The following is a 25,800-nucleotide window of genomic DNA, read 5'->3' as shown; positions in this document are numbered from 1 at the left end:
GATAGAAGCCGATACAGGTGGGTAGGCGCACTCCTCGACGGAGGAGGCGACGCCGTGAACGACACCCAGAAACTAGTCAGCGACCTTTCCGAGCAGGTTTCCCGGCTCGTCAGGGACGAGTTGCGGCTGGCCAAGCTGGAGATCACGCGGAAGGGCAGACGCGCCGGCATGGGCGCCGGCGTGGTCGGCGTGGCGGGCATCGTCGGGCTCTTCGGCGCAGCCGTGCTCGTGACCGCCATCGTGCTGCTTCTCGCGCTGGTCATGCCGGCGTGGCTGGCGGCCGCGATCGTGGCCGTGGTGCTGCTCGTCACGGCGGCGGTGCTGGGCCTGGCCGGCAAGAAGCAGGTCCAGAAGGCCACGCCGCCCGTCCCCGAGCAGACGATCGCGAGCGTGAAGGCCGACATCCACGCGGTCAAGGAGGGAGCGCACCGATGAGTGAGACGAACCCCGGATATTCCGACGACCAGCACGCGGGCGAGGTGGGGTCCCGCAGGGCGACGGTGGGCACCCCGACGGACCCCGAGTCCATCAACGTGCCGCCCACCCGTCCGGGCGCGGCGGAGAACGCGCACGAGGCGGAGGCCCGCCGGGAGGCGCACGAGACGTTCATCCCCGAGGCGCCGGAGCCCGACGACCGCACGGACGCGGTCCGGTCACGGGCCGTGGAGGAGGAGTCGCTGCGCGGCGGGTCCTCGGCCGCCACCGCCGCGTCCGGTACGGGCCGGTCCCGGCACGGGCGTGAGCCGGGCTCGGGCGACGACGAGGAGGAACGAGTCCGGGCGAGCATCGAGGATACCCGGCGCGAGCTCGGTGACACCGTGAGCGCGCTGGCCCACAAGGCGGACGTCAAGAGCCGCGCGGCGGAGGCGGCCGAGGCGGCCAGGGAACGGGCGGGCGCCGTGGCGGCCACGGCGAAGACCAGAGCGGTCGAGATGACGGACACGGCCAAGGTGAAAGCGAGCGAGATGACGGACACGGCCAGGTCGAAGGCGAGCGAGATGACGGGCACCGCCAAGGCGAAGGCGGCCGAGGTGACCGAGACGGCGAAGGCCAAGGCGGTCGAGGTGACGGAGACGGCGAAGGCGAAGGCGGCCGAGGTGTCCGGCACGGCGAAGGCGAAGGCGGCCGAGATGTCCGGCACGGCCACCGAGCTCAGGGCCAAGGCCTACGAGGCCGCGCCGCGGCAGGGCGCCATGCGGCCGGCGCTGATCGTCGCGGCGGCCGGCGCCGTCATCGCCGTGCTCGTGCGCCGGTCCAGGAAGCGCCGCCAGGAGTCCTCCTGGGTGACGAAGTGGCGCCGCCGGGCCTGACGTGAAGATCCCCCGGTACCCCACCGACCTGACGGGCAGGTCCTGGTGGCGGGTGGTCAAGCGCACCGCCGTGGAGTTCAAGAACGACCGCGTCCAGGATCTGGCCGCCTCGCTCACCTACTACGCGGTGCTGTCCATCTTCCCGGCGTTGATCGTGCTCGTGTCGCTGCTCGGCTTCTTCGGCCAGCAGCACGCGAGCACGCTCTTCGGGAGCGTGGTCACGCTGGCCCCCGCCGAGGTTCAGGACCTGCTGACCCAGGGCCTGCGGGGCGTCCAGGAGGCCAACCGGCCGGGCCTGGCCGCGATCGTCGGCCTGGTGGTCGCGCTGTGGTCGTCGTCCGGATACATCGCGGCCTTCATCCGGGCGTGCAACCAGATCTACGACATCGACGAAGGCCGCCCGTTCTACAAGCTCACCCCGCTGCGGGTCGGGCTCACGGTCATGCTGATGCTCCTCATGGCCGCCGCGGCGGTCGCGGTCACCCTGACCGGTGACCTCTCCCGCGTCGCGGGGGAGGCGCTCGGCCTGGGCGACACCACGGTGACCGTCTGGAACGTGGCCAAATGGCCCGTGCTGGCGGTGATCGCGGTGGGCCTGATCCTGGTGCTGTACTGGGCGGCGCCGAACGTGCGGCAGCCCGGGGTGCACTGGCTGACGCCCGGCGGGCTGCTGGCGGTCGTCCTGTGGCTGATCGTCTCGACCGGCTTCGCCGTGTACGTGGCGAACTTCGGCTCCTACAACAAGACGTACGGGACGCTGGCGACGGTCGTGGTCTTCCTGGTCTGGCTGTGGCTGTCGAACATGGCGCTGCTGTTCGGCGCCGAGCTGGACGCCGAGCTGATCCGGGAGCGCCGGGTGGCCGCGGGCGAGCCCGTCGAGCGGGAGCCGTACGCGGACCCGAGGGACCCGCCGAAGCCCGATTCGCTGCCCGGCTGACCGGCCGGGAGACGACCCCGGCGGTGACGTGGAGTAGGGTGCGCCGGTGAGCACCGACCTGTTCTGCGAGATCATCGCCGGGGAGCGGTCCGCCACCCTGGTGCACGAGGACGAGGTGGCCGTCTCGTTCCTCGACTCCCGCCCGGTCTTCAAGGGCCACGTCCTGGTGGTGCCGAGGACGCACGTCGAGACGCTGACCGACCTCGCCGACGTCGGCCCGTTCTTCGACCGGGTGCGGGCCATGGCCCGCGCGGTCGAGCAGGGCCTCGGCGCGGGCGGCACCTTCGTGGCGATGAACAACCGCGTCAGCCAGAGCGTCCCCCACCTGCACGTGCACGTGGTCCCGCGCAACCCCAAGGACGGCCTGCGCGGCTTCTTCTGGCCGCGCACCAGGTACGACTCCCCCGAGGAGGCGCGGGACTACGCCGGCCGCGTCACCGGCGCGCTCGCCGCGGGCTGAGCCGTGGAGCTCCTGGTGGGCATCGCGGTGGTGGCGGCGATCGTCGCCGTGCCCGCGATCGTGCTCTGGCGGGTCCTGCGCGGGCGGCGCGAGCTGGGCACCAGCCCCGCCGAGCGCGCCACGTTCGAGACGCTGCACACCGCCTCGCTCGCGGGGCCGCCGCTGCGCGCCGGGCTGACCGCCGACGGCGCCGAGCGCGCCTCGCGGCACCTGCGCCGGCTGCTCGGCTCCCCGGCGCTGGCCATCACCGACGGCGAGCGGCTGCTGGTCTACGACGGCGACGGCGAGCACCACGCGGACGAGGCGTTCGAGCACGCCAGGGCGACGCTCAAGGACGGCCGCACGCAGGTGCTCGGCATCTCCTGCGACCTGCTCGAATGCCCGATCAGGCAGGCCGTGGTGGTGCCGCTGACCACCGACGACCGGGTGGTCGGCACGCTCGCCGCCTACGGCCAGCACGCCTCCGCCGGTCTGGTCCGCGCGGCCCAGGAGGTGGCCGGCTGGGTGGACTCGCAGCTGGAGCTGGCCGAGCTGGACCGCTCGCGCACGCTGCTGATGGAGGCCGAGGTGCGGGCGCTGCGCGCGCAGATCTCCCCGCACTTCATCTACAACTCGCTCACCACGATCGCCTCGTTCGTCCGCACCGACCCGGAGCGGGCCAGGGAGCTGCTGCTGGAGTTCGCCGACTTCACCCGCTACTCCTTCCGCCGGCACGGCGAGTTCACCACGCTCGCCGAGGAGCTGCGCTCCATCGACCGCTACCTGATCCTGGAGCGCGCCCGCTTCGGCGACCAGCTCCAGGTGACGCTGCGCATCGCGCCGGAGGTGCTGCCGGTCGCGGTGCCGTTCCTGTGCCTGCAGCCGCTCGTGGAGAACGCGGTCAGGCACGGCCTGGAGAGCAAGGACGGCGTGGGCCGCATCGCGATCACGGCCGAGGACGCCGGCGCCGAGTGCCGGATCAGCGTCGAGGACGACGGGCTGGGCATGGACCCCGACAAGCTGCGGCGCATCCTCGCAGGTGAGATCGCTCCCGCGGGCGGCGTCGGGCTGGCCAACGTGGACGAGCGGCTGCGCCAGGTGTACGGGGACGAGTACGGGCTCGTCGTCGAGACGGGCCGCGGCGCGGGCACGAAGGTCAACGTCAGGTTGCCGAAGTATCACCCAGGCGTCTCGGCCCGTTGACCTGGATCTTTGTTGTCGGTTTTATCACTGTACATGGCACTACTTCGGGTCCTCGCGGTGGACGACGAGCTTCCGGCCCTGGAAGATCTCTCCTACCTGCTCCGCGCCGACCCGCGGATCGGCGAGGTGGCCACCGCGCGCGATGGCGCGGCGGCGCTGCGCCTGCTGGACCGGGCCATCGCCGAAGGCCGGCCGATCGACGCGGTGTTCCTCGACATCAGGATGCGCGGCCTCGACGGGGTGGTGCTGGGCAGGCTGCTGTCCCAGTTCGCCAACCCGCCCCGGGTGGTGTTCGTGACCGCGTACGAGGAGCACGCCGTCGACGCCTTCGAGATCAAGGCCGAGGACTACCTGCTCAAACCCGTACGCCCGGAACGGCTGGCCGAGGCGATCCGCAGAGTGGCGGTCTCGGCCGACGTGCCCGTGGACGGCGGCGAGACCGACACGATCCCGGTCGAGCTGGGCGGCGTCACCCGGTTCGTGTCCAGCGCCGACGTCATCTACGTGGAGGCGCACGGCGACTACGCCCGCCTGCACACCGCCACCGGCAGCCACCTGGTGCGCATCCCGCTGGCCACGCTGGAGGAGCGGTGGGCCGCGGCCGGGTTCGTCCGCGTGCACCGCAGCCACCTGGTGGCGGTCAAGCACATCGTGGAGCTGCACATCGACTCCGGCAGGTGTACCGTCCGGGTCGGTGACACCGAGATCCCCGTCAGCCGCCGCCACACCCGGGAGCTGCGCGACCTGCTCGTCCGCCGCGCCAGGCGCAACCGGCCCGAATGAGCCGGGCGGCGGATGGGGAGATCCTAGTGAGCCACTGCCCCCCAGGAGACCTCAGTGAGTCCTGAACCCCGTCCCGGCCGCCGGGTCGCGGTGACCAGCCCGCGCACCGCCGCCGCGCGCCGGCCCCGCTACCCGGCGACCCGGGAGATCGACGAGCAGACGGATCTGGGCGAGGTCTACATGCGCTCCCTGCTGCGGACCCAGTTCCGGCTGGCCATGTTCGTGTGCACCGTGCTGGCCTGCGTGGTCTGCGGGCTGCCGCTGCTGTTCCTGCTCATCCCCGACCTGGCCGAGGTGCACCTGCTCGGCGTGCCCCTGCCGTGGGCGGTGCTGGCGGGCCTGATCTACCCGGGCTTCGTCCTCGGGGCCTGGCTCTACGTGCGCCAGGCCGAGCGGAACGAACGCCACTTCGCCGACCTGGTCGACCGTTCATGAGCCTGGCCGCCGTCGTCATCGTCGTGGTGGCGACCGTGCTCATCGGCGCGTTCGGCATCCGCGTCTCCCGCACGACCTCCGACTTCTACGTCGCCTCCCGCACCGTCAGCCCGCTGTGGAACGCCTCCGCGATCGGCGGCGAGTACCTGTCGGCCGCCTCGTTCCTGGGCGTCGCCGGGCTCATCCTGTCGTACGGGGTCGACATGCTCTGGCTGCCGGTCGGCTGGACCGGCGGCTACCTGGTGCTGCTGGTCCTGGTGTCGGCGCCGCTGCGCCGTTCCGGCGCGTACACGCTGCCGGACTTCGCCGAGGCCCGGCTGGAGTCCATGGTGGTGCGCCGGACCGCCAGCGTGCTCGTCGTGCTCATCGGCTGGCTGTACCTGATGCCGCAGTTCCAGAGCGCCGGCCTGGTGCTGCGGACCATCACCGGGGCCCCGGTGTGGGCGGGCGGGCTGCTCGTCGCCGGCGTGGTGGTGCTCAACGTGCTGTCGGGCGGCATGCGCTCCATCACGTTCGTGCAGGCGTTCCAGTACTGGCTGAAGCTGACCGCGCTGGCCGTGCCGGTGGTGTTCCTGCTGCTGGCCTGGAAGGCCGACGGGGCGCCCTCGCTGAGCCCGGAGGACACCGCGGTCTGGCTCACCCCGCTGGGCGGGTCCAGGGAGTACGAGGTCTACTCGACGTACTCGCTGATCCTGGCCACCTTCCTGGGCACGATGGGGCTGCCGCACGTGCTGGTCCGCTTCTACACCAACCCCGACGGGCGGGCCGCCCGCCGCACCACGCTCGTCGTGCTGTCGCTGCTCGGCGCCTTCTACCTGCTGCCCGCCCTGTACGGCTGGCTCGGCCGGCTCTACACCCCCGGCCTGGTCCGCACGGACACCGTGGTGCTGACCCTGCCCTCCCTGATGATCGGCGGCACGCTCGGCGACCTGCTGACGGCGCTGGTCACCGCTGGGGCGTTCGCCGCGTTCCTGTCCACCTCCTCCGGGCTGACCGTCTCCGTCGCCGGGGTGATCGCCCAGGACCTGCTCAAGGGCGGGGTCCGCTCGTTCCGGATCGCCACCCTGATGGCGGTCGCGGTGCCGCTCGCCCTGGCCCTGTGGGCGCGGGCGCTGCCGGTGGCCGACGTGGTCGGATTGGCGTTCGCGGTGGCCGCCTCGTCGTTCTGCCCGCTGCTGGTGCTCGGCATCTGGTGGCGGCGGCTGTCCACGACGGGCGCGCTGGCCGGGCTGTTCGCGGGCGGCGGGCTGGCCTGCCTGGCGGTGCTCGTCACGATCACCGGCGGCCCGTACGAGGGGATGCTGGGGGCGCTGCTGGCCCAGCCCGCGGCGTGGACGGTGCCGATCGCGTTCCTGGTGATGGTGGTGGTGTCGCTCGGCACGCAGCACCGTGTGCCGAGGGGCGTGGGCACGATCATGGTACGCCTGCACACCCCGGAGAACCTCGACCTCGACCGCGGCGACTGGCGTCCCCGTTCCTCCTGATCCCATAGAAAACGGCAATAACACCACGCGGCGACCGCATGGCCTTCCAGTGCCCGCGAGGGCGTGGCGGTGGGCAAGGCAGGTGTGGCCGATTCCGCGCAGCATGGGGGATTCGCCAAGATGCGGCTTCACCGATCCGGCGCTCGCGGAATTCCCTTTCCGTTACCGAAGGGATCTGAGATCTGATCTTTACAGCGATCAAGACATCTGTGATGATCATTCTGTTTTGCCACATATGTTCGAAAGGAACGAGTGAACCCATCACGAACAGCGTCCGGCTTATCCAGGCGGACGCGCCGCCGGGCTGCCCTGGTCGCGGCTCTGATCATGCCGCTCTCGCTCATGGGCGCGCCCGCGATCGCCCAGGGCCCAACGCCACCACCAACCACCACTCCGGCCCCCACCTCCACGACGCCACGGAACACACCCGCCACGCCCACCAGCAAAGCGCTCGCGCAGGCGAAGAAGGACAACCGCCGGTCGAGATCGAGTCGCTGCGCTCGGAGAACGCCACCTACTACGCCAACCCCGACGGCAAGACCGTGCGGATGGAACAGCATCTGCAACCCATCCGGGTCAAGAACGCCAAGGGCGACGGCTTCACATCTGTCGACACCACGTTGGTCGAGACTGACGGTGTCATCAAGCCGAAGGCCGTCAAGGGCGATCTGACCCTGTCGGCCGGCGACGACGCATTCGTACTGAAGAGCAAGGGCAGCAAGGGCTCGGCCACCATCGGCAGCCCCGGCGAACTGCCCAAGCCCACCCTCAAGGGCAGCACCGCCACCTACCCCTCGGTCTACGGCAACGGGATAGACCTGGTCGTCACCGCCACCGCGACAGGCTTCAAGCAGGAGATCGTCCTGAGGGAGCGGAGCACCGAACCGGTCAGCTTCCGCATCCCTGCGACAGTGCCCAAGAGCCTGGCCCTCGACAAGGACACCACGGCCCAACCGGCGCTGCTCTCCGAAGGCAAGAAGATCGCCGATCTGCCCCCGGCCCTGCTTCTCGACGCGGTCGCGACCGACCTCGACAGCGACATCGACGCGGGCAAGGTGGGTCGAGCCACAGTCACCCTGGACGAGGGCGCCTCGGCGCTGGTCTATACGCCCGACCCCGCCTACCTCGCCGACCCCGCGGTCGCCTACCCGGTCACGCTGACCGCGTTCGACGACGACTGGTGGGAGCCCGACCTGGGCAACGACACCTTCGTCAACAACACCGACTACCCCAACGGCTACGCCAACAGCGGCCTGGACCGGATCCTGGTCGGCAAGTCCAATGACGGCGCCGTCCGCTGGCGCAGCTACATCCGCTTCGACGAGTTCCCGGACGACCACCCCATCCGGGGAGCAACGATCCAGAACGCCGACCTGGTCCTCTGGAACCACCTGTCCAGCGACTGCGGCGAGTTCGTCGGATCCGGCATCACCGCCTACCAGGTGACGGAACGCTGGGACGTCTCCACCTTGACGTGGGCATCCCAGCCGCGCATCACCACCACCGGAGCAGACACCGAATACGCCGGCTACGCCGGTGAGAACTGCTCAGTGCGACGAGTACCCCTTCGCCTCCGCTAAGCAGGGTGCGAAGGAGGCGGCAGGAAATTACTCGGTGAGGGCGCTCTCTCAGAAACACAACAGCAGACATGGAGGCACTCTCGGCAGGTTCTACACCAAATACCGAATCATTCCCGGAGACCCTTTCTGGGTGTGGATCGTCTCTTGATCGGAATGTAAGCGTTCGCTGCCGGGTGCGGGTCGTGTCAGGCCGCACCCGGCCCCTGCCGCTTTCCTGGTGGGGCCAGAGGTGCTGAATAGGGAAGATATGAACGGCGGAATGAGAAACGCGTTTCCCCTCTTGGACCAATGGAGTCTGCTGACGGCGCGCGGTTTCACTACGCGCTTTTCCGGGCTGTGGGTGCAGAACGATGACCCCGAGGAGGTCGCCCTGCAACTCAGGGCAGATCCGGAATCTCGGCTGGACTGCGACTTGGACACGGCCATGCGCTGGTACGAGCCCTACTCTGAGCATGAGATCGTCTGGATCGGCCCGCACAGCCCCGGCTGGACGCACGTCCTCAGTATCAGTGGGAGCTATCTCGAAGAACACGTGCTCAGCAGGGGAGGGCGCAGCGTCTTCCGGGTGGAGTACGACCGCGACGTCGATGGGCTCCACGATCTGGATCATTTCTGCGACGGTGCGTTCGTCGAGGCGATAGGCCCCATGCATGACGGCGAGACCAGGCCGGGATCAGTGCTCGGCGAATACCAGGCGGGACTGGAGTTTCCTGGAGACAAGCGATCTCTGTCCGCTTTTCTCACCCTGGTCGGCCGGATAACCGGGCGCTTCATCGACCAGGTGTGGCTCACCGAGACCCGGGCGCTCTACCGAATCCCGGATGACGCCTGGATGTGAGCTTTCACGTCCAGCGCACTTCGAGTTTGGCGATCGCGCTGTGTGATCGCCTGGAGGCGTGCGGGAGTCCCGCGTCCAAGCCGTGTGGGCAGAGACAGGGCGATGAACGACACCGACGGCGAGCACGTAGAACCCGCCCCAGGCCAGGCCCTCACCCAAGAGGTGTTTCTGCTGGAGCTGACACGCGCCCTGTCCCGTACAAGGCCACACTGAACCCGCGAGCCGTCCGACGTCGTAGCGGACCACGGTGATGCCGGGGCTGAACACGTCGGCTGGCGCGAGGTCCTCGAAGTCCACGTTCGTGGAGCGTCTGGAGGATGCCGGTCGCGCGGGTCGTCATAGTGTCCCCTCATGGACGATGCATGGATCTGCGGCCGTCTCGGCGAGGACGAGCCGTGGGCCCTCGGCGCGGTGAACCCGCCGATCTTCGAGAACTCCCTGTTCACCTTCGCCGGCATGGCCGAGCTGGGCGAGGCGATCAGGAACGAGGACGAGCGGTACGTCTACTGGCGCGGCACCAACCCCACCGTCGACCTGGCGCAGCGCAAGCTGGCCGCGCTGGAGCGGGCCGAGCGGGCCAAGTGCTTCGCCTCCGGCATGGGCGCGATCTCCGCGACGATCTCCTCGCTGGTGTCGGCGGGCGATCACGTGCTGGTGCTGGGCGCGGTGTACGGGCCGACCACCCAGTTCCTGCGTTATCTGGAGAAGTTCGGCGTGACGCACACGCATGTGGCCGATCTCGGCGCGTGTGACAGCGCTGTCAAGGAGAACACCCGCCTGCTCTATTTCGAGTCTCCCTCGTACATGCGGTACGAGATCTTCGACATCCCCGCCGTCGCCCGCTGGGCGGCCGGGCGCGGCCTGGTCACCGTGATGGACAACACCTGGTCCACCCCGATCTTCCAGAAGCCGCTGACCATGGGCGTGGACCTGGTCGTGCACTCGCTGTCGAAGTACGCGGGCGGCCACAGCGACCTGGTGGGCGGGGTCGTCGCGGGCCCCTCGCGGCTGATCAGGCCGCTGGCCCTGACCGAGTACCAACTCTACGGGGCCGCCATGTCGCCGCACGACGCGGCCAAGGTCATCAGAGGGCTGCGCACGCTGCCGGTGCGGATGGCCGCCCACCAGGAGCGGGGCCTGGCGGTGGCGGCGTTCCTGGAGGGCCACCCGGCGGTCCGGCGGGTCAATCACCCGGGGCTGCCCTCGCATCCCGGTCACCGGGTGGCGAAGGGCCAGATGTCGGGCTTCTCCAGCCTGTTCAGCTTCGAGCTGGACACCGAGTCGCGCGAGGAGGTCGCGGCCGTCGTGGACGAGCTGCGTCACTTCCGCGTCGGCGTGTCCTGGGGCGGGTTCGAGAGCCTGGTCAACGCGCCCGCGCTGTCCGTCGAGGAGAGCGTGCGGGCGACCATGGGCGTCCCGGTGGGGCTGGTGCGCCTGTCGGTCGGCCTCGAACCGGCCGCGACGCTGATCGAGGACCTCGCCGGCGCGCTCGCCCGGGTGGCCTGACCCGGCGGTCGATCTACCGTTCGTCGCGCTGGATTGACCATTCACCGCAACGGCCCTCCAGCTGAACGCCGCTCGTCGGCGGCTCGGCGATGCGCGCCGCATGAGCACTCCACGGCGGGTACGTACCGCTCTTACCGTGTGCGTGATCCGCATCACAGTGGAGGTCTCGTGACCACTAGAGAACATGACGCGTCCGTCTATGAAGAGGTGCAACAGAGCAGTGAGTTCCAAGAGCTGAAGCGGCGTTTCCGGCGGTGGACGTTCCCGATGACGGTGGCGTTCCTGGCCTGGTACCTCCTGTACGTGGTGCTGTCCGGCTGGGCGCGCGACTTCATGGGGATCAAGCTGATCGGTGACATCAACGTCGGGCTGGTCCTGGGTCTGCTCCAGTTCGTGTCCACCTTCTGGATCGCGTGGGCCTACTCCCGCCACGCCGACAAGAAGCTCGACCCGATCGCCGACAAGCTGCGGCACGAGGTGGAGGAGAAGACCCCGTGAGCTCGACCACCCTGTCCACGATCCTCTTCCTGGCCTTCGTCGCGGCCACCCTCGGCATCACGGTCTGGGCCAGCCGCCAGACCAAGACGGCCGCCGACTACTACGCCGGCGGCCGGTCCTTCAGCGGGGTGCAGAACGGCCTGGCCATCGGCGGCGACTACATGTCCGCCGCCTCCTTCCTGGGCATCGCGGGCATCATCGCGCTGTCCGGCTACGACGGCTTCCTGTACTCGATCGGCTTCCTGGTGGCGTGGCTGGTGGCGCTGCTGCTGGTGGCCGAGCTGATGCGGAACTCCGGCAAGTTCACCATGGCCGACGTGCTCGCCTTCCGGATGAGCCCGCGCCCGGTCCGTACCGCCGCGGGCACCTCCACCATCGTGGTGAGCATCTTCTACCTGCTGGCCCAGATGGTCGGCGCCGGCGCCCTGGTCGGCCTGCTGCTCGGCGTCACCTCCCCGGCGGGCAAGGCCTGGACGATCATCGCCGTCGGCGCCCTCATGATCGTGTACGTGGTCTTCGGCGGCATGAAGGGCACCACCTGGGTCCAGATCGTCAAGGCCGTGCTGCTCATGACCGGCGCGGGCCTGGTGACGGTGTTGGTGCTCGCCCAGTTCGGCTTCAACCTGTCGGCGCTGCTCGGCCAGGCGGCCGCGACCAGCGGCCCCGCGGGCAACCCCGGCCAGTACCTCATCCCCGGCCTGAAGTACGGCACCGAGGCGCAGGGCCTGGCCGGCAAGATCGACCTGATCAGCCTCGGCCTCGCGCTGGTGCTCGGCACCGCCGGCCTGCCGCACATCCTCATCCGCTTCTACACCGTCCCGACCGCCAAGGACGCCCGCAAGTCCGTGATCTGGGGCATCGGCATCATCGGCACCTTCTACCTGCTGACGCTCGTGCTCGGCTTCGGCGCCGGCGCCATCGTCGGCCGGGAGGAGATCGTCGCCCAGGACCCGGGCGGCAACACGGCGGCGCCGCTGCTCGCCCTGCGGATCGGTGAGGAGATCTTCGGCTCGGTGGGCGGCACGGTCCTGCTGGCCTTCATCGGCGCCGTCGCCTTCGCCACGATCCTCGCGGTGGTGGCGGGCCTGACACTCGCCTCCTCCTCCAGCTTCGCGCACGACCTGTACGCGCACGTCTTCCGGCGCGGCCAGGCCAGCGAGCGGCAGGAGGTCGTGGTGGCGCGGATCTCCGCGCTGGTCATCGGAGCGATCGCGATCGGCCTGAGCATCCTCGCGCAGAGCCAGAACGTCGCCTTCCTGGTGGCCCTGGCCTTCGCCGTGGCCGCCTCGGGCAACCTGCCGGCGATCCTCTACAGCCTGTTCTGGCGGAGGTTCAACACCTCGGGCGCGGTCAGCGCCATCTACGGCGGCCTGCTGTCCGCCCTGCTGCTGGTCGTCTTCTCGCCGGTCGTCTCCGGCAGCGCGACGTCCCTGTTCAAGGACCTCGACTTCGCGTGGTTCCCGCTCAGCAACCCGGGCATCGTCTCGATCCCGTTCGGCTTCCTGTGCGGCTACCTCGGCACGATCATGAGCAAGGAGTACAACGCCGCCAAGTACGCCGAGATCGAGGTCCGCTCGCTCACCGGCGTCGGCGCGGAGAAGGCCGCCAAGCACTGAAGGCCGAAACCCTGAACCCGCACGGCGGGCCCGGCGCTCCGGGCCCGCCGTACGCGTCAGCCCACCGGCTCGGCCCGCAGCCGGGCCGAGTGCTTGACCAGGGTGATCAGCACCTCGCGGCTGGAGTCGCGCTTGCGCGCGTCGCACATGACGATCGGGATCTCCGGGTTGAGCTGCAGCGCCAGCCGCACCTCGGCCAGCTCGTACGAGGGCGCCCCCTCGAAGCAGTTGACCGCGACCACGAACGGCGTGCCGCGCCGCTCGAAGTAGTCGACCGAGGGGAAGCAGTCGGCCAGCCGCCGGGTGTCGGCCAGGATGACCGCGCCCAGCGCCCCCTCCGCCAGCTCGTCCCAGACGAACCAGAACCGTTCCTGTCCGGGCGTGCCGAACAGGTAGAGCACGTACTCGTCGTTGAGCGTGATGCGCCCGAAGTCCATCGCCACGGTCGTGGTCCGCTTGGCCTCGACGTTGGACAGGTCGTCCACGCCGACGCTGCGGTCGGTGAGGACCTCCTCGGTGCGCAGCGGCCGGGTCTCGGACACCGCGCCGACCAGGGTGGTCTTGCCCGCGCCGAAGCCGCCGGCGACGAGGATCTTGATGGCTCGCGGGAGGCGAGGCCGCTCAGAGCGATCGAAGGCCATCGAGCACCGCCCTGTACATCTTCACGTCACGCATGTCCACCTCGGATTGCGGTTCCTGAGCCGAGACGAGCTCCCTGTCGAACAGGTCGCCGAGCAGCACGCGGATGGTGCCCGCGGGCAGGTTCAGATGGGCGGCGATCTCCGCCACGGATTTGGGCTCGCGGCAGAGCCGCAGGATCGACAGGTGCTCGGGATCCAGCCCCGCGTCCGGGCCCGGCGGCGGGCCGATCGCGAGCGCCATCGAGATGAGGTCGAACCTGCCCCGGGTGGGCGCGGTCCGGCCGCGCGTCACCACGTACGGGCGGATGATCTCGGGATCGATCCAGTGTTCGTCCGTGGGGCCGTCGGTGGTGTTCACCGTTCGCTCCCCGCCTCTGACCGCGCGCCCGAGGTGAGGTACTGGCCGACCCGGGCGACCATCATGGCCATCTCGTAGGCGACGAGCCCGATGTCGGCCTGCTGCCCGCAGAGCACCGCCAGGCAGGCCCGCTCGCCGGCCGTGGTGACGATGAGGAACTGCGACTTCCACTCCACCACCGTCTGTTTGACGGCGCCGCCCTTCACGTGCTCGGAGACGCCTTTGGCCAGGCTCTGCAGCCCGGAGGCCACCGCCGACAGGTGCTCGCCGTCGGTGCGCACCAGCCCGGCGGACGAGGCCATCAGCAGCCCGTCGGACGACAGCACGATGGCGTGCTCCACGTCGCCGATTCGCCCGACCAGGTCGTCGAGCAGCCAGTTGAGGTCGGTGCCCGCGCTGGGGGTCACGTGTCACCCCCCGGCTGTTCGCCCATCATCTTGGCGGCTTCGGACCTGCCCAGGCGGGTGCCCGACTGCAGGGATCCCATCATCGCGCGGATCTCCTCCGGCGAACGGATGTCATCGTCCTCCTCGGTGTCGTCCGGCGTGCCCGGGCCTTCCTCGCGCAGGGCAGGGGCCAGGTTGGCCTGCGGGACTCGCAGGGGCAGGCCGCCGGGGGTGAATTCGGTCTTCTTCGGCTCCACGGTCTCCTCGGACTCGCCGGTCGGCGCCGGCACGGCGCGCGGAGCCGGCTGATGGTTCGGGTCCCGGGTCGGGGGCTGGTTCGGGGGCTGGTTCGGGGGCCGGCTGGGGGGCTGCTTCGGGGACTCGAAGGGCTCGTCCTGGAAGGGGCGGGGCAGGGGCTGCTGCCGGGAGGGCTCGGAGGCGACCTTGAGCTGGCGGACGTTGTGCGCCGCCGGCGCGCGCTCGGCCACCGCGACCGCCCTGCGCGGCAGCACCGGCGGCGCCTCGCCCTGGTGCGGCAGCGGATCGGTGCCGACCTCGACGAGGTCCTGCGGGAGCAGCACCACGACGGTCGTCCCCCCGTACGGGGAGGCCTTGAGCCGGACCTGGATGTCGTGCCGCCTGGCGAGCTGGCTGACCACGTACAGGCCCAGGCGGGCGGTGCCGGTGATGCGGAACTCGGGCGGGTCGGCGATGCGCGCGTTGGCGGCGGCCAGGTCCTCCGGCTTCATGCCGAGGCCGCGGTCCTCGATCTCGATCACGTACCCGTTGGCCACGAGCTGCCCGCTGACCTGCACCGAGGTGTACGGCGGGGAGAACGAGGCGGCGTTCTCGATCAGCTCGGCCAGCAGGTGGATGACGTCGCCGACGGCGCGGCCGACCAGCACCACGTCACCCAGCGGCATGATCGTCACCCGCGTGTAGTCCTCCACCTCGGCCAGCGCGCCGCGCACCACGTCCAGCATCGGCACCGAGCGCCGCCACGTGCGGGCGGGGGAGGAGCCGGACAGCACGATGAGGTTCTCGGCGTTGCGGCGCATGCGGATGGCCAGGTGGTCCAGCCGGAACAGCTCCTTCAGCTCCTCCGGGTCGGTCTCGCGGCGCTCCATCACGTCCAGCACGGTGAGCTGCCGGTGCACCAGGCCCTGCGTCCTGCGGGCCAGGCTGAGCAGGATGTCGCGGATGCTGCGGCGCAGCTCGGCCTGCTCGGCGGCGACGCTGAGCGCGGTGTGCTGCACGGCGTTGAACGCCTGGCCCACCTGGCCGATCTCGTCGTCGCCGAAGTCGAGGTCGGGCACCTCCTTGGAGACGTCCACCACCTCGCCGTGGCCGATCCGCTCCACCACCTTCGGCAGCCGCTCGTCGGACAGCTCGTGTGCGGCGTCGCGCAGCTTCCTGAGCTGGGCGAGCAGGTGGCGGGTCGTGGTGATCGACAGCACGATCGAGGCGATGACGGCCACCAGGCCGAGGCCGCCGGCCAGGGCGAGGCGGGCGACGACACCCACGGCGACCGGGACGATCCGCTCCGCCAGCCGGTCGCCGGCCGCGAGCGTGGTCCGCTGCATGTCGGCCAGCGTCGCCTCGGCCGTCTTGCGCCACTCCTCGGCGTCCACCGGCAGCGGTCCCGCCCGGTGCTGGACGAGCCGCTGCTCCATGGCCTGCATCCGGGTGGCGGCCGCGCTCTTCGCCCACGCGTCGAAGGACTTCCTGTCCTCGTCCGGGAGCTTGGACATGGCCTCGGCCAGCGTGTGGCGGAAGACGCCCGCGGTGGAGACGAACTCGGGGTGTTCGTCCCCGATGAAGTCGCCCCTGGCGAAGACGCCGGCCAGGAGCGCGTCCTCGCGCGCCAGCCACTCGCGGGAACGGGAGATCTCCGACAGGGTCCGCCCGTCCTTGGCGATCTCCTTGTCGTCGAACGCCGCCACCGAGTCGTACATCCGGTAGAGGGAGTCGATGATGTCGTTGTACGGGGCGGCGGCGGCCCGCATGGAGCCGGCCCGTCCGGTGTCGATCGACTTCCTGGCCGTGTCCAGCTCGGCGAGCTCGCCCCGGACGATCCGGACGTGATCCATCAGCGCGTCGTCGGCCGCCACGGACAGGGCGGTGCTGTCGAGGGAGGCCGCGAACTCGGCCCGCGCCGCGTCGGTGCGCGCCCGCTGGTCCCGCAGCGCCTTGTCGGCGCCCCTGGCCCCGCTGCCCAGCCGGGTGGCGGTCTGACGGCGCTCCCGCTGCAGCTCGACGAGGAGCGGCTCGCTCGGCTCGACCAGCTGGGCGTCGATGGTGGCCGCTCCGAGCAGGTTGACGCCCTCACGCAGCGTCACCCAGGCGGCGAACGCCCACAGCAGGGTGAGCGACACGATCAGGGCCGTGACTTTGGAGCGGACGCTCGCGTTACGGAAGCGCATCGAGCCCACCAGGCGGACAAGCAGCGTAAGCACACCTTGTCAAGGCAGCGGAATAGGCACACAGGGAATCTGACACCCGGGTCACCCTAGCAATGCGGTAGTACTCCCTCAACGCAAATCGGCACGATTGAGGGCCTATGTCCGATTTATCCGATTAATTTAGTGTTACACGTGCATCTTCGCCACATGCAGGGCGGCCAGCACCGCGGCTCGCACAATGGCTGTCGGTGAGTAAAGGTCCTTGTCATGCCACATTGGCGGGAAGTGCGGTAAATCAACCATCTGGAGAAGATGGTCGTATCCGCGCCCTGCTGCCCGCTTAGCGGCCTCGTCCGGCTCCGGTCCTGTCAGCAACAGCGTCTGCACGGCGTAGGCGGTCTCCTCCGGCATGCCCGCCCACCGCCCCCACGACCCGTCGTCGCGCTGCGTGGCCAGGACCCACTCCCGGGCCCGCCGCACCGCGCCGGCGTACGCCGGCCCGCCGAACTCGCCCAGCGCCAGCGCGCAGGCCAGCGTCGCGTAGTAGGGGGAGGCGTGCCACCGGTCGTCCCAGCTCCCGTCGGGCCGCTGACATCCGGTCAGCCACCCGGCCACCCGGGCCATCACCGGCCCGTACCGCTCGGCCGCGGCCGGCCTGACGCGCACGTACTGGCCGAACGCGTCCAGCACGTGGGCGTTGACGCTGGGCGAGAAGCCGTCCTCGCCCTGCCAGGTGCAGAAGTGCGTGCCCGCGTCGAACCGCAGCAGCGGGGCCGGGTCGCAGGGCGCCTCCAGCATGGCCAGCGCGTAGAGGACGACGCTGGTGGTGTCCGCGTCGGCCGGCAGCCCGGCCCCGGCCGGCGTGCCCTCCGGGGTGATCGCCGCTCGCAGGTCGGCGATCATCTCCGGCGGCGCCTCGACAGGGACGCCCGCCCTGGCCAGCCAGCTCAGCACCCAGCCGCGCTCGAAGACCGTGATCGGCAGGCCGACCGGCACCGGCCCGCCGAACCGCTTGACCACCGCCTCCAGGTGATGCCGGGCCGGATCCGCCGGGTCGGGCGGCGCGGAGCGGCCGAGCCACGCGGCCGTGGCCGCCGGCGACGCGCCGACCGTGCCGATCGGCGTCGGCCGCACCGCGTCCGCCCACTCGTCCGGCGCCGTCTGCGGGGGGAGTGCCGTCCGCGGGGGGAGCGCCGTCCGCGGGGGGAGCACGGCCTCCAGCACGTGCAGCACCTTCTGCGGCGGGTTGCCGCCCGACTCCAGCAGCCGCCTGAGCAGCCCCAGCCGCGAGCCGTCCAGCCCGGGCGGACACTCCAGCGGCTCGCCCATGCCGTGCGCGTCGATGAGCGCCACCAGCGAGGGCACGATGAGGTCGATGGCCGGGGTGTCCGGCAGCTCGGGCCGCTCGGCGAGCATGCGCCGCGACGCCTCCAGCCCCGCCTTCGCGGCCCGCAGCACCTCGTCGCCGGCGTCCCACGCCGCGCTCATCAGCGCCTCCGTGGCGCTCAGCGTCGGTACGAGCCGATACCCGCCCGGCTGACCCCAGGAGCCGTCCGCGCTCTGCTCGGCCAGCAGGAACGCGATCCGCTCCCGATGACCGGCGAGCCAGGGGGCCAGCGTGACCAGCCGTCCCGTCTCGTACACCGAAGGGGACACCTGGCCCCACGGCATGGTCATGAGGCCGGTGACGAGGTCGGCGGCGCGGCGGGCGATGTCAGTGGTCATGATTGCCTCGAAGCCCAGAAATCGGACAGCCCGTAGAAGCCCGCGCTGTAGTGGAGCTGCCACCAGAGGTACTCGGCGGCCCGCGGGAGGTCGTCGCGCAGCGGCTCTATCAGCGCGGCGGCCTCGCGCGACAGCTCGGCCGCGCGCGCGTTCACCTCGTCCGCCGTCAGGCCCAGGGTGAGGGCGTTGACGTCGCCGGACGCCGACTCCCTGCGGTGCGTGGCCAGGTCGTTGAGCAGCCGCAGGTAGCGCTGGGTCGTCTCGCCGGCGGCCCGCAGCCGTGCCAGGTCGCCGGGGGCGGTGACCGCGCCGGTGTAGATCCAGTGGGAGACGGCGATGAACAGGGCGCCGCTGCTGCCGGCGTTGGCCAGGTACTCCTCCAGGCCGGGCCTGTCCCGGCCCCGGCTCCACTCCCACTCGCGGGCCATCGCCCCGAGCATGAGCTCCAGCCGGTCCCGCCAGTCCGCCTCCAGCGCGGCGAACGCGGGCGCGGCGGCCAGCTCGGCGCGCAGGTCGGACAGGCAGCGGGCGGCGAGCGCGTGGGACGGGACCGCGGACCCGGCCGCGAGCCCGGCCCCGGCCGCCGCACAGGTCGCGCGCAGCGCCGTCACGGCGTCGTGGGTGGCCGCCTCCTCGTCGAACAGCCGGTCCACCGCGAACACCAGCAGCGACGCCCGGTTGACCCCGCGCAGCGCGGCCGGCTCCGCCCACGGCGAGCCGAACGCGCCGGCCAGCGCCAGCGACCCGTAGAGGCCGGAGTCGAACGACTCACGCGGGAACAGGCCCTCGTACCCCGCCGCCCACCGCTCCAGGTCCCGCCCGGCGCTCACCGCGAGCGCGCACGTCCGCCCGGCGGCGGCCAGCGCGCCGGCATCGTTCACGAGCGCCCTGCCGGGACGAGGGTCATGGTCAGGCCGGGCGGCGGGCGCAGCGAGGAGGCCAGGCGCGGGGTCACCGGACGGTCGATGTGCACCACCGGCCGGTACTTGCGGAGGATGCCGGCGATCAGCAGCGGCGCCTCCATCATGAACAGGTGCTGCCCCAGGCAGACGTGCGGGCCCGCGCCGAACGGCCAGTAGGCGTACCGGTGCCGCCCCGACTCCCGCCCCGGCGCGAACCTCTCCGGGTCGAACACCGACGGCGCGTCCCAGAACTCCGTCAGCCGGTGGGTCAGGTACGGGCTGAGCAGCACGGTGGACCCGGCCTCGATCTCGACCCCGCCGATCACGTCCGGCGCCACGGCCTTGCGCGGCAGGATCCAGCCCGGCGGGTAGCAGCGCAGCAGCTCGCTGACGAACATCTTCAGGTACGGCAGGTGCGGCAGGTGCTCGGTGCTCACCGGGTCGGCGCCCACCACCCGGTCGATCTCCTCGTACACCTTGGCGGCGACCCCCGGGTGGGCGTCGAGGATCGGCCACACCCAGGTCAGCGCCGTGGCGGAGGTCTCGGTGGAGGCGCCGTGCATGGCCACCAGGTCGTCCCTGATCCGGCGCTCGCCCTCCTCGCCCGGGACGTCCTCGCGTGCCTTGACCAGGCGCGCGACGACGTCCACGCTGTCCTGGTCCAGGCCCTGCCGCGCGCGCTCCCTGGCCTCCCGGATCCGGGGGTACACGACCGCGTCGATGGCCTTGATCGCGCGCCGGAACGCCCTGTCGCCCGGCATCGGCACACCCTCCGGCACGAACGGCATCACCAGCCGCATGGCCTTGGCGGTGACCGCGACGTCGTAGGCCGGCACCAGCCGGGCGATGTCCGCCACGGAGATCTTCGAGCCGAAGAACAGCCGGACGATCGTCGGGTGCACGATGGCCGAGATGCCCCGAGAGATGTCGAACGGCCGGCCCGGGGTGATCGTCTCGTCGATCAGCTCGTTGATGATCACCCCCATCTGCTCGGCCAGCGCGTTGACGTACCGGGCCGTGAAGAGCGGCTGCAGGATCCGCCGGCTCTCGGCCCACGTCGCGCCGTCCGACAGGATGCCCTCGCCGAGCAGCGGCGCGAGGGGCTCCCAGAACATGCCCTCGCGGACGAAGTTGGACTGGTTCTGGACCAGCACGTGCTGGACGTGGTCGGGATGGGTCACCAGGTACGGGCGGAACGGACCCATGTTGAGCCGGACGAGCTCGCCTCCCGCCTGTTCGGAGGCCTCCTCCAGGGCGTGGACGGGGATCCGGTGGTGCTTGGTGAGCCTGCTGAGGAACGGAAGGGTCCGGATGGGGGAGGCGCTGGTCGCCACGGTCGTGCCTCCAAGCCCGCATCACGCTGCCCCAGCAGAGGGGACATTTGCCCACAAAAGCCAAATCTAGGATGGAGTATCACATGATCTTGCCTGTAGATTCAAGATCGAGTGGGAGGTGAGCCGTGGATGCCGCTGAGTGGGACATCCCACCGGCCGATGAGGTGATCGTTCGTTGCCGGCGTCTCTTCGAGCCCGCCCTGCGCGAGGCGGTGTCGGCCCTGCACCCGTGGAGCGCCAGGATGGCGTCGTTCACCCTCGGCTGGGCCGACGCCCACGGACGGCCGTACGAGGGCAACGTGGGCAAGAGCGTGCGGCCGGCCATCGCCCTGCTCTGCGCCGAGGCCGCGGGCGCGGACGCCGCGTCGGCGGTGCCGGCGGCCGTCGCGGTCGAGCTGGTGCACGCCTTCTCCCTCGTCCACGACGACATCATCGACCTCGACGAGCGGCGCAGGCACCGCCCGGCCCTGTGGAAGGCGTACGGCACCGGCCCCGCGCTGCTGGCCGGCGACGCGCTCCTGGCGCTCGCCGTCGCCCAGCTCGCCGGCTCCGCCGAGGCCATGCCCTACCTGTCGTCGGCCCTCATGGAACTCGTCCAGGGCCAGACCGCCGACATGGCCTTCGAGGACCGGCCGTGGCGCGGCCCCGGCGCCGTGACCGTCGACGAGTACACCGAGATGACCCTGGGCAAGACCGGCGGCCTGCTCGGCGCCGCCGCGGCCACCGGCGTCGTCCTCGGCGGCGGGGCGGAGCTGGCCCCGCGTATGTGGCGGATGGGCCGTGAGCTCGGCGTCGCCTTCCAGCTCGCCGACGACATCCTCGGCATCTGGGGCGACCCCACCGTCACCGGCAAACCCGCCGACAGCGACCTGCGGCGCGGCAAGAAGACCTATCCGGTGCTCGCCGCCCTCGCCACCGACGGCGCCGCCGCCCGCGACCTCGCCGCACTCCTCGCCGCGGGCGCCGCGGACGACGAGGCGGTCAGGCATGCCGCCCGCCTCGTCGAGGAGGCCGGCGGACGCGCCGAAGCGGAGGCTCTGGCGGACCACTACCTCTCGTCCGCGCTGGACACCATGGACGCCTGCCTGCCGGACGCCGCCGACCTGCGCGCCCTCTGCGGCTCCCTGATCGACCGCATCCACTGACGCGCCGGCATCCACTGACGCGCCCGCGGTTACGGCCGGGACGCCTCGTCGAGCACGCGCAGCTCCTCCGGAGTCAGCTCCAGCTCGGCCGCGGCCAGCAGCGGCCCCAACTGCTCCACGTTGCGCGCGCTGGCGATCGGCGCGGCCACCGTCGGCTGTGCGGCCAGCCACGCCAGCGCCACCGTCGCCTGCTCCGCCTGCCGCGCGGCCGCCACCTTGGCCAGCGCCTCCGACGCCCTGCGCCCGTGCTCCGTCTTCAGGTAGTGGGCGGCCGACCCCGCGCGCGGGCTGTCGACCGCCGCCCCGCCCGCGTACTTCCCGGTCAGGAACCCCCGCGCCAGCCCCCAGTAGGGAGTGCTCGACAGCCCCTCCCTGGCGACCACGTCCCGCAGCTCTCCCTCGTACGCCCGCTCGACCAGGTTGTACGGCTGCTGCAGCGCCACGTACCGGGGCAGCCCGTTCTCGTCGGACACCCTCAGCGCCTCGGCCAGCCGGGCGGGGCCGTGGTTGGACGCGCCGATGTGGCGCACCTTCCCCTCGCCGATCAGCTCGCCGAACGTGCCCAGCGTCTCCTCCAGCGGCGTGTCGCGGTCGTCGACGTGCGCCCAGTAGAGATCGACGCGGTCGGTGCGCAACCGGCGCAGCGACGCCTCCACCGCCGTCCTGATCGTCTGCGGGGCCAGCCCTTTGAGCCCTTCCAGCATGCCGACCTTGGTGGCCAGCACGAGGCGGTCGCGGTTGCCCCGGCTCTCCATCCACTCGCCGATGATCAACTCGGAGGAGGACTCGCCCGTGGCCCAGTACGGATAGACGTCGGCGGTGTCGATGAAGTTGCCGCCCGCCTCGACGTAGGCGTCGAGCACCGCGAAGGACGCTTCCTTGTCGGCGGTCCAGCCGAACACGTTCGTGCCCAGCGCGAGGGGGTGGACGGACAGATCTGTGGTTCCTATCGATCTCATCAGGCCATTATCCGTACGCCGTCACCACCGCCTCAGGAGGCACCACCGCGACAGCTCCGCGCCCGTGGCGGCGGCGCTCAGCCCGGCAGGACCTCCGCCGCCGCCTCCCGGTACTCGTCCGGCTTGTCCACCAGCTCGTCCAGCGCCCGCCGCAGGTGGTCGAGCAGACCCCACACGTCGTCCATCCGCTCCGGGCAGGCGACGACGCCGAAGTCGAGCATGCCGTCGTAGGAGAAACAGGTGATGTTCACCCCGCCGGTCGCGTCGCTGAGCACCGACATCGGGTAGTAGGACAGCACCCGGCTCCCGCACAGGTAGAGCGGGAACTGCGGGCCCGGCACGTTGCTGATGATCAGGTTGACCGGCGGGCAGGCCACCGAGGCCAGCCGGAAGATCGCCGGCGTGACGAGACCGGTGACCGGGGCGGGAAGCAGCGCGCACAGCTCGCCCAGCCAGCTCGCGGGGGCCAGCGCGAAGCGGCGCTTGGCGGCGTTCATCGTCTTGCCGACCAGCCGCAGCCGCTCCTGAGGATCGGCCGTGTCCGTCGGCAGGGGGGCGACCATGGCGGAGATCTGGTTGCCGACGCGCTCCTGCGCGCGGGCCGGGCGCAGCGCCACGGGCACGGCGGCGATCAGCGGTTCGTCGGGCAGCGCGTCGCGCTCCATCAGCCAGGACCGCAGCGCGGTCGTGCACAGCGCCATGACCACGTCGTTGCCGCTCATGCCGTTGGCCCTGGCGACGTTCTTGACGTCCTTCCAGGACACCGACCCGAACGCCAGGTGACGCCGCGGGCTGATCGGCCCGTTGAACGGGGTGCGCGGCGCCGCCAGGCCGGGCAGCGGCGGCCGCTCGCGCGCGTCGCCCACCGCCATCCGGGCGGCCCTGGCGATCAGCCGCGATCCCGGCACGTTCGCCGCCAGCGGGATGGCGTCCAGGTCCCCGGCCGCCCGCACGATGGACCGCAGCGCCCGCGCGGGGTGCGTCACCCCGGCGACGGCCGCCCCCGTCAGCATGTCGAACAGCCCTGGAACCTCCCGTGCCTCCCGCGCCTTGCGGGTCTTCGCGACGCCGGTCCCTCCCTTGGCGGTGGGCAGCTCCCGCACCACCCCGTCGCCCTGGACCGGCCCGGCGGCCGGTTGGGTCTTGCACGCGACGGCGCGAGGACCGGCCCCGGGAGCCAGGTCGAGAAGGGCGGCGAGCGTCTCCGCGCCCGAGACGCCGTCGATCGCCGCGTGGTGGACCTTCGTGTAGACGCCGGCCTTCCCGCCGGCCAGCCCGTGGATCAGATGCATCTCCCACAGCGGGCGCGACCGGTCCAGCCGGCGGGCGTGGATCTTCGCCACCGCCTCCGCCAGCTGCCGCTCGCCGCCGGGCGCGGGCAGCGTCAGCTCGAACAGGTGGTTGTCGATGTCGAACTCCGGGTCGCCGGCCCAGTACGGGCGGTCGAGGCCCAGCGGCACCTCCACCAGCCGCAGCGTGAACGCGGGCGCCAGATGCAGGCGCTCCATGAGGAGCTCGGCGAGCGCCTGACGGTCCAGACGGCCGTCGCTGGCGTCGAGGATCGCCAGGCCCGCCACGTGCGCGGCGGTGGTCGCGGACTCGACGTTGAGGAACTGCGCGTCGAGCGCGGTCAGCTGGCGCATCTGCTCTCCCTTCCCTGGGACGTGGTCAGCATGGCACGAAGGCATTTCCCTGACGTTTCTGCGCGAGTCTTCCAGATGAATTTCACGGCCTGCGCGGGCCGTGCGCGATTACCCGGCTCAGTCGAGACGCGTGACATTTCTCTAACCACGCACCCCGTGAATGGGATGGTGCACGACCGCGTCGAAGTGATAGCCGGCCGGATGCCAGGCGGTGACGAGCGGCTGCGTGATGCCCGACTCGTCGGTCGCGCGGGCCATGAGCACCTGCGGCCCGCGGTGCTCGGGCACCCACGTCACATGCCACGGCAACCACGCCCCGACCAGGTGCTGCCCCCGATGATCGGCGTCGTGCCAGCTCCAACCGCCGTCGAAGCTGACCTGCACCCGGACGATCCGCCCCCGGCCCGACCATGACCGCCCGCGCAGCACCACCGGCTCGCCGACGGGCAGCCGGGCGTCCCAGGCGAGTTCGAAAGCGCTCTTCACCGGCTGCCGGATCACGCCGCGATAAAAGACGGTGTTCCACGGCGTGAATGCGGCGGTCGTGCAGACCTCGATTTCGCCGAGCCATTTGATCGACGCGATTCCGGCCCAGCCGGGAACCACCAGCCGGGCCGGAAAACCATGGTCCGGCAAAAGCGGCTCACCATTCATCTCGTAGGCCACCAGCACGTCGTCCATGGCTTTCCACACGGGCAGCGGGCGGCGTACCCGCCCGTACCGTTCGAAGGGTGCGTCCAGGCCCGCCGCCACCACGTCCACCGCCTCGTCGCGCACCCCCGCCTCGCGCAGCACCTCGCTCAGCGGCACGCCGCGCCACCGGGCCACCCCGATGGCGCCGAGCCCCCACTGCGTCCCGGGGGCGGCCATGCCCTGCTGGGTCGCGTAGAAGCGCCGGCCGTTGCCCGCGCACTCGATGGCGGCGTCGACGGTGCGGGCCGGCATGGCGAGCAGTTCGTCGTAGCCGAACTCGGCCCGCCGCCGCACCCCGTGGCCCTCCACCCGCAGCCGCCACGTCGCCGCGTCGATCAGTGGCGTGAAGGTGTGGTGGCGCACGAAGAACCGGTCGGTGGGCGTGTGGTAGCCCTGCCCGGCCATGCTCTCCCAGCGCATCTCGGCGTTCCCGCTCCCGAGCGTCCCCTCGCCGGCGGCGCCCCCGGCCACGTCATCCATCGCGTGCCCGGCGTCGTCGGCCGACGCCGCGTCACCCGTCATGTGCCCGGCTCCGGCCCGGGCCGCGTCCGCCGCGTGCCCTGAGGTGTCGTCCGGGAGGAACTCCGCTCCGGCGTCCGGGCCGAACGCGCCCGCCGGAGGATCGCCGCTGTCCCAGCCGTGCTCGGCGTCGGCGGCATGCCGGATGAACAGGTGGGCGGGCAGCGGTTTGACGATCGCGCCCAAGGTCCCCCTCAACCGCCTTCACCTCCCGGATATGTCACTACAGGCGTATGAGGGGAGCCGGCAGGTGGATCGTTCCAGCCGGATACCACCGGGACATACCCCGATCACCGGCAGGTGAACGGTTCTAGACCGGTAGATAATCCGATTTCTGCAGCATCACGACAAGGCCCCCCGAAAACCATGACGGAAAAGGCTCCCGTCACCGCACCCGGCCGCCGGATGTCACGCAGGCGCGCCGCCCTTTACCCGGAAGCTGACCGGCCCGAGGGCGGGCCGAG

At 71.2% G+C, this 25,800-nt stretch carries 25 protein-coding genes; 15 read left to right on the top strand and 10 right to left on the bottom strand.

Annotated features, from left to right (window positions below; all coding sequences use genetic code 11):
* Positions 1 to 54: 54 nt before the first annotated feature.
* From OUY22_RS06815 to OUY22_RS06755, 14 genes are all read left to right on the top strand, one after another.
* Positions 55 to 435: a phage holin family protein gene (locus OUY22_RS06815; protein WP_270153931.1), complete on the top strand. Its 381-nt coding sequence runs from the start codon at positions 55 to 57 to the stop codon at positions 433 to 435.
* A complete protein-coding gene (locus OUY22_RS06810) occupies positions 432 to 1,310 on the top strand; it encodes a DUF3618 domain-containing protein (protein ID WP_270153930.1) in 879 nt (292 codons plus the stop codon). The genes OUY22_RS06815 and OUY22_RS06810 overlap by 4 nt, the downstream gene beginning before the upstream one ends.
* 1 nt (position 1,311) lies before the next feature.
* Complete coding sequence (locus tag OUY22_RS06805; protein ID WP_270153929.1) at positions 1,312 to 2,247, top strand: YihY/virulence factor BrkB family protein; 936 nt, start codon at positions 1,312 to 1,314, stop codon at positions 2,245 to 2,247.
* Between the two features lie 46 nt (positions 2,248 to 2,293).
* Positions 2,294 to 2,707, top strand: coding sequence for an HIT family protein (locus OUY22_RS06800; protein ID WP_270153928.1), 414 nt, complete (start codon positions 2,294 to 2,296; stop codon positions 2,705 to 2,707).
* 3 nt (positions 2,708 to 2,710) lie between these two features.
* Positions 2,711 to 3,889, top strand: a complete 1,179-nt coding sequence (locus OUY22_RS06795; protein WP_270153927.1) for a sensor histidine kinase — start codon at positions 2,711 to 2,713, stop codon at positions 3,887 to 3,889.
* Positions 3,890 to 3,922: 33 nt separating this feature from the next.
* Positions 3,923 to 4,672, top strand: a complete 750-nt coding sequence (locus OUY22_RS06790; RefSeq protein WP_270153926.1) for a LytR/AlgR family response regulator transcription factor — start codon at positions 3,923 to 3,925, stop codon at positions 4,670 to 4,672.
* A gap of 54 nt (positions 4,673 to 4,726) precedes the next feature.
* Positions 4,727 to 5,107, top strand: coding sequence for a hypothetical protein (locus OUY22_RS06785; protein WP_270153925.1), 381 nt, complete (start codon positions 4,727 to 4,729; stop codon positions 5,105 to 5,107).
* Positions 5,104 to 6,591, top strand: a complete 1,488-nt coding sequence (locus OUY22_RS06780) for a sodium/solute symporter (protein WP_270153924.1) — start codon at positions 5,104 to 5,106, stop codon at positions 6,589 to 6,591. Before OUY22_RS06785 ends, OUY22_RS06780 begins: the two co-directional genes overlap by 4 nt.
* A 212-nt stretch (positions 6,592 to 6,803) precedes the next feature.
* Complete coding sequence (locus tag OUY22_RS06775) at positions 6,804 to 8,171, top strand: DNRLRE domain-containing protein (protein ID WP_270153940.1); 1,368 nt, start codon at positions 6,804 to 6,806, stop codon at positions 8,169 to 8,171.
* Entirely contained in the window at positions 8,128 to 8,319 is a 192-nt protein-coding gene (locus tag OUY22_RS36865) for a NucA/NucB deoxyribonuclease domain-containing protein (protein ID WP_408638115.1), read from the top strand. Before OUY22_RS06775 ends, OUY22_RS36865 begins: the two co-directional genes overlap by 44 nt.
* Before the next feature lie 111 nt (positions 8,320 to 8,430).
* Complete coding sequence (locus OUY22_RS06770; protein ID WP_270153923.1) at positions 8,431 to 9,009, top strand: hypothetical protein; 579 nt, start codon at positions 8,431 to 8,433, stop codon at positions 9,007 to 9,009.
* A gap of 351 nt (positions 9,010 to 9,360) precedes the next feature.
* A complete protein-coding gene (locus tag OUY22_RS06765; protein ID WP_270153922.1) occupies positions 9,361 to 10,515 on the top strand; it encodes a trans-sulfuration enzyme family protein in 1,155 nt (384 codons plus the stop codon).
* 168 nt (positions 10,516 to 10,683) lie between these two features.
* Positions 10,684 to 11,013, top strand: coding sequence for a DUF485 domain-containing protein (locus OUY22_RS06760; protein ID WP_270153921.1), 330 nt, complete (start codon positions 10,684 to 10,686; stop codon positions 11,011 to 11,013).
* A complete protein-coding gene (locus tag OUY22_RS06755; RefSeq protein WP_270153920.1) occupies positions 11,010 to 12,629 on the top strand; it encodes a solute symporter family protein in 1,620 nt (539 codons plus the stop codon). Before OUY22_RS06760 ends, OUY22_RS06755 begins: the two co-directional genes overlap by 4 nt.
* A gap of 56 nt (positions 12,630 to 12,685) precedes the next feature.
* Here OUY22_RS06755 and OUY22_RS06750 read toward each other — a convergent pair whose 3' ends face one another.
* The 7 genes from OUY22_RS06750 to OUY22_RS06720 form a co-directional block, all read right to left on the bottom strand.
* Positions 12,686 to 13,270 (bottom strand): GTP-binding protein, encoded by a 585-nt coding sequence (locus OUY22_RS06750; RefSeq protein WP_270153919.1) that lies wholly within the window; start codon positions 13,268 to 13,270, stop codon positions 12,686 to 12,688.
* Entirely contained in the window at positions 13,251 to 13,628 is a 378-nt protein-coding gene (locus OUY22_RS06745; RefSeq protein WP_270153918.1) for a DUF742 domain-containing protein, read from the bottom strand. Before OUY22_RS06745 ends, OUY22_RS06750 begins: the two co-directional genes overlap by 20 nt.
* A complete protein-coding gene (locus tag OUY22_RS06740; RefSeq protein ID WP_270153917.1) occupies positions 13,625 to 14,035 on the bottom strand; it encodes a roadblock/LC7 domain-containing protein in 411 nt (136 codons plus the stop codon). Before OUY22_RS06740 ends, OUY22_RS06745 begins: the two co-directional genes overlap by 4 nt.
* Positions 14,032 to 16,437, bottom strand: coding sequence for a sensor histidine kinase (locus OUY22_RS06735; protein ID WP_270153916.1), 2,406 nt, complete (start codon positions 16,435 to 16,437; stop codon positions 14,032 to 14,034). The genes OUY22_RS06740 and OUY22_RS06735 overlap by 4 nt, the downstream gene beginning before the upstream one ends.
* Positions 16,438 to 16,602: 165 nt before the next feature.
* Positions 16,603 to 18,141: a prenyltransferase/squalene oxidase repeat-containing protein gene (locus OUY22_RS06730; protein ID WP_270153915.1), complete on the bottom strand. Its 1,539-nt coding sequence runs from the start codon at positions 18,139 to 18,141 to the stop codon at positions 16,603 to 16,605.
* Positions 18,138 to 19,022 (bottom strand): terpene synthase family protein, encoded by an 885-nt coding sequence (locus OUY22_RS06725; protein WP_270153914.1) that lies wholly within the window; start codon positions 19,020 to 19,022, stop codon positions 18,138 to 18,140. The genes OUY22_RS06730 and OUY22_RS06725 overlap by 4 nt, the downstream gene beginning before the upstream one ends.
* Entirely contained in the window at positions 19,019 to 20,377 is a 1,359-nt protein-coding gene (locus tag OUY22_RS06720; RefSeq protein WP_270153913.1) for a cytochrome P450, read from the bottom strand. The genes OUY22_RS06725 and OUY22_RS06720 overlap by 4 nt, the downstream gene beginning before the upstream one ends.
* Positions 20,378 to 20,502: 125 nt before the next feature.
* Here OUY22_RS06720 and OUY22_RS06715 point away from each other — a divergent pair, with 125 nt between their 5' ends.
* Positions 20,503 to 21,522: a polyprenyl synthetase family protein gene (locus tag OUY22_RS06715; RefSeq protein ID WP_270153912.1), complete on the top strand. Its 1,020-nt coding sequence runs from the start codon at positions 20,503 to 20,505 to the stop codon at positions 21,520 to 21,522.
* 29 nt (positions 21,523 to 21,551) lie between these two features.
* Here OUY22_RS06715 and OUY22_RS06710 read toward each other — a convergent pair whose 3' ends face one another.
* From OUY22_RS06710 to OUY22_RS06700, 3 genes are all read right to left on the bottom strand, one after another.
* Positions 21,552 to 22,481, bottom strand: a complete 930-nt coding sequence (locus OUY22_RS06710; RefSeq protein WP_270153911.1) for an aldo/keto reductase — start codon at positions 22,479 to 22,481, stop codon at positions 21,552 to 21,554.
* Between the two features lie 77 nt (positions 22,482 to 22,558).
* Positions 22,559 to 24,124, bottom strand: a complete 1,566-nt coding sequence (locus OUY22_RS06705) for a WS/DGAT/MGAT family O-acyltransferase (RefSeq protein ID WP_270153910.1) — start codon at positions 24,122 to 24,124, stop codon at positions 22,559 to 22,561.
* Positions 24,125 to 24,265: 141 nt separating this feature from the next.
* Entirely contained in the window at positions 24,266 to 25,534 is a 1,269-nt protein-coding gene (locus OUY22_RS06700) for a sulfite oxidase (RefSeq protein ID WP_270153908.1), read from the bottom strand.
* Between the last annotated feature and the right edge of the window lie 266 nt (positions 25,535 to 25,800).

Source organism: Nonomuraea corallina (assembly GCF_027620315.1).
Classification (GTDB): domain Bacteria; phylum Actinomycetota; class Actinomycetes; order Streptosporangiales; family Streptosporangiaceae; genus Nonomuraea; species Nonomuraea corallina.
This window is presented reverse-complemented; position numbering and strand designations above follow the sequence as displayed.

Excerpts from the sequence above, each read along its gene's own strand:
- OUY22_RS06810 (WP_270153930.1), top strand. The coding sequence starts at position 432 with ATGAGTGAGACGAACCCCGGATATTCCGACGACCAGCACGCGGGCGAG.
- OUY22_RS06790 (WP_270153926.1), top strand. The coding sequence starts at position 3,923 with ATGGCACTACTTCGGGTCCTCGCGGTGGACGACGAGCTTCCGGCCCTG.
- OUY22_RS06780 (WP_270153924.1), top strand. The coding sequence starts at position 5,104 with ATGAGCCTGGCCGCCGTCGTCATCGTCGTGGTGGCGACCGTGCTCATC.
- OUY22_RS06775 (WP_270153940.1), top strand. The coding sequence starts at position 6,804 with ATGATCATTCTGTTTTGCCACATATGTTCGAAAGGAACGAGTGAACCC.
- OUY22_RS06770 (WP_270153923.1), top strand. The coding sequence starts at position 8,431 with ATGAGAAACGCGTTTCCCCTCTTGGACCAATGGAGTCTGCTGACGGCG.
- OUY22_RS06765 (WP_270153922.1), top strand. The coding sequence starts at position 9,361 with ATGGACGATGCATGGATCTGCGGCCGTCTCGGCGAGGACGAGCCGTGG.
- OUY22_RS06750 (WP_270153919.1), bottom strand. The coding sequence starts at position 13,270 with ATGGCCTTCGATCGCTCTGAGCGGCCTCGCCTCCCGCGAGCCATCAAG.
- OUY22_RS06735 (WP_270153916.1), bottom strand. The coding sequence starts at position 16,437 with ATGCGCTTCCGTAACGCGAGCGTCCGCTCCAAAGTCACGGCCCTGATC.
- OUY22_RS06730 (WP_270153915.1), bottom strand. The coding sequence starts at position 18,141 with ATGACCACTGACATCGCCCGCCGCGCCGCCGACCTCGTCACCGGCCTC.
- OUY22_RS06710 (WP_270153911.1), bottom strand. The coding sequence starts at position 22,481 with ATGAGATCGATAGGAACCACAGATCTGTCCGTCCACCCCCTCGCGCTG.
- OUY22_RS06705 (WP_270153910.1), bottom strand. The coding sequence starts at position 24,124 with ATGCGCCAGCTGACCGCGCTCGACGCGCAGTTCCTCAACGTCGAGTCC.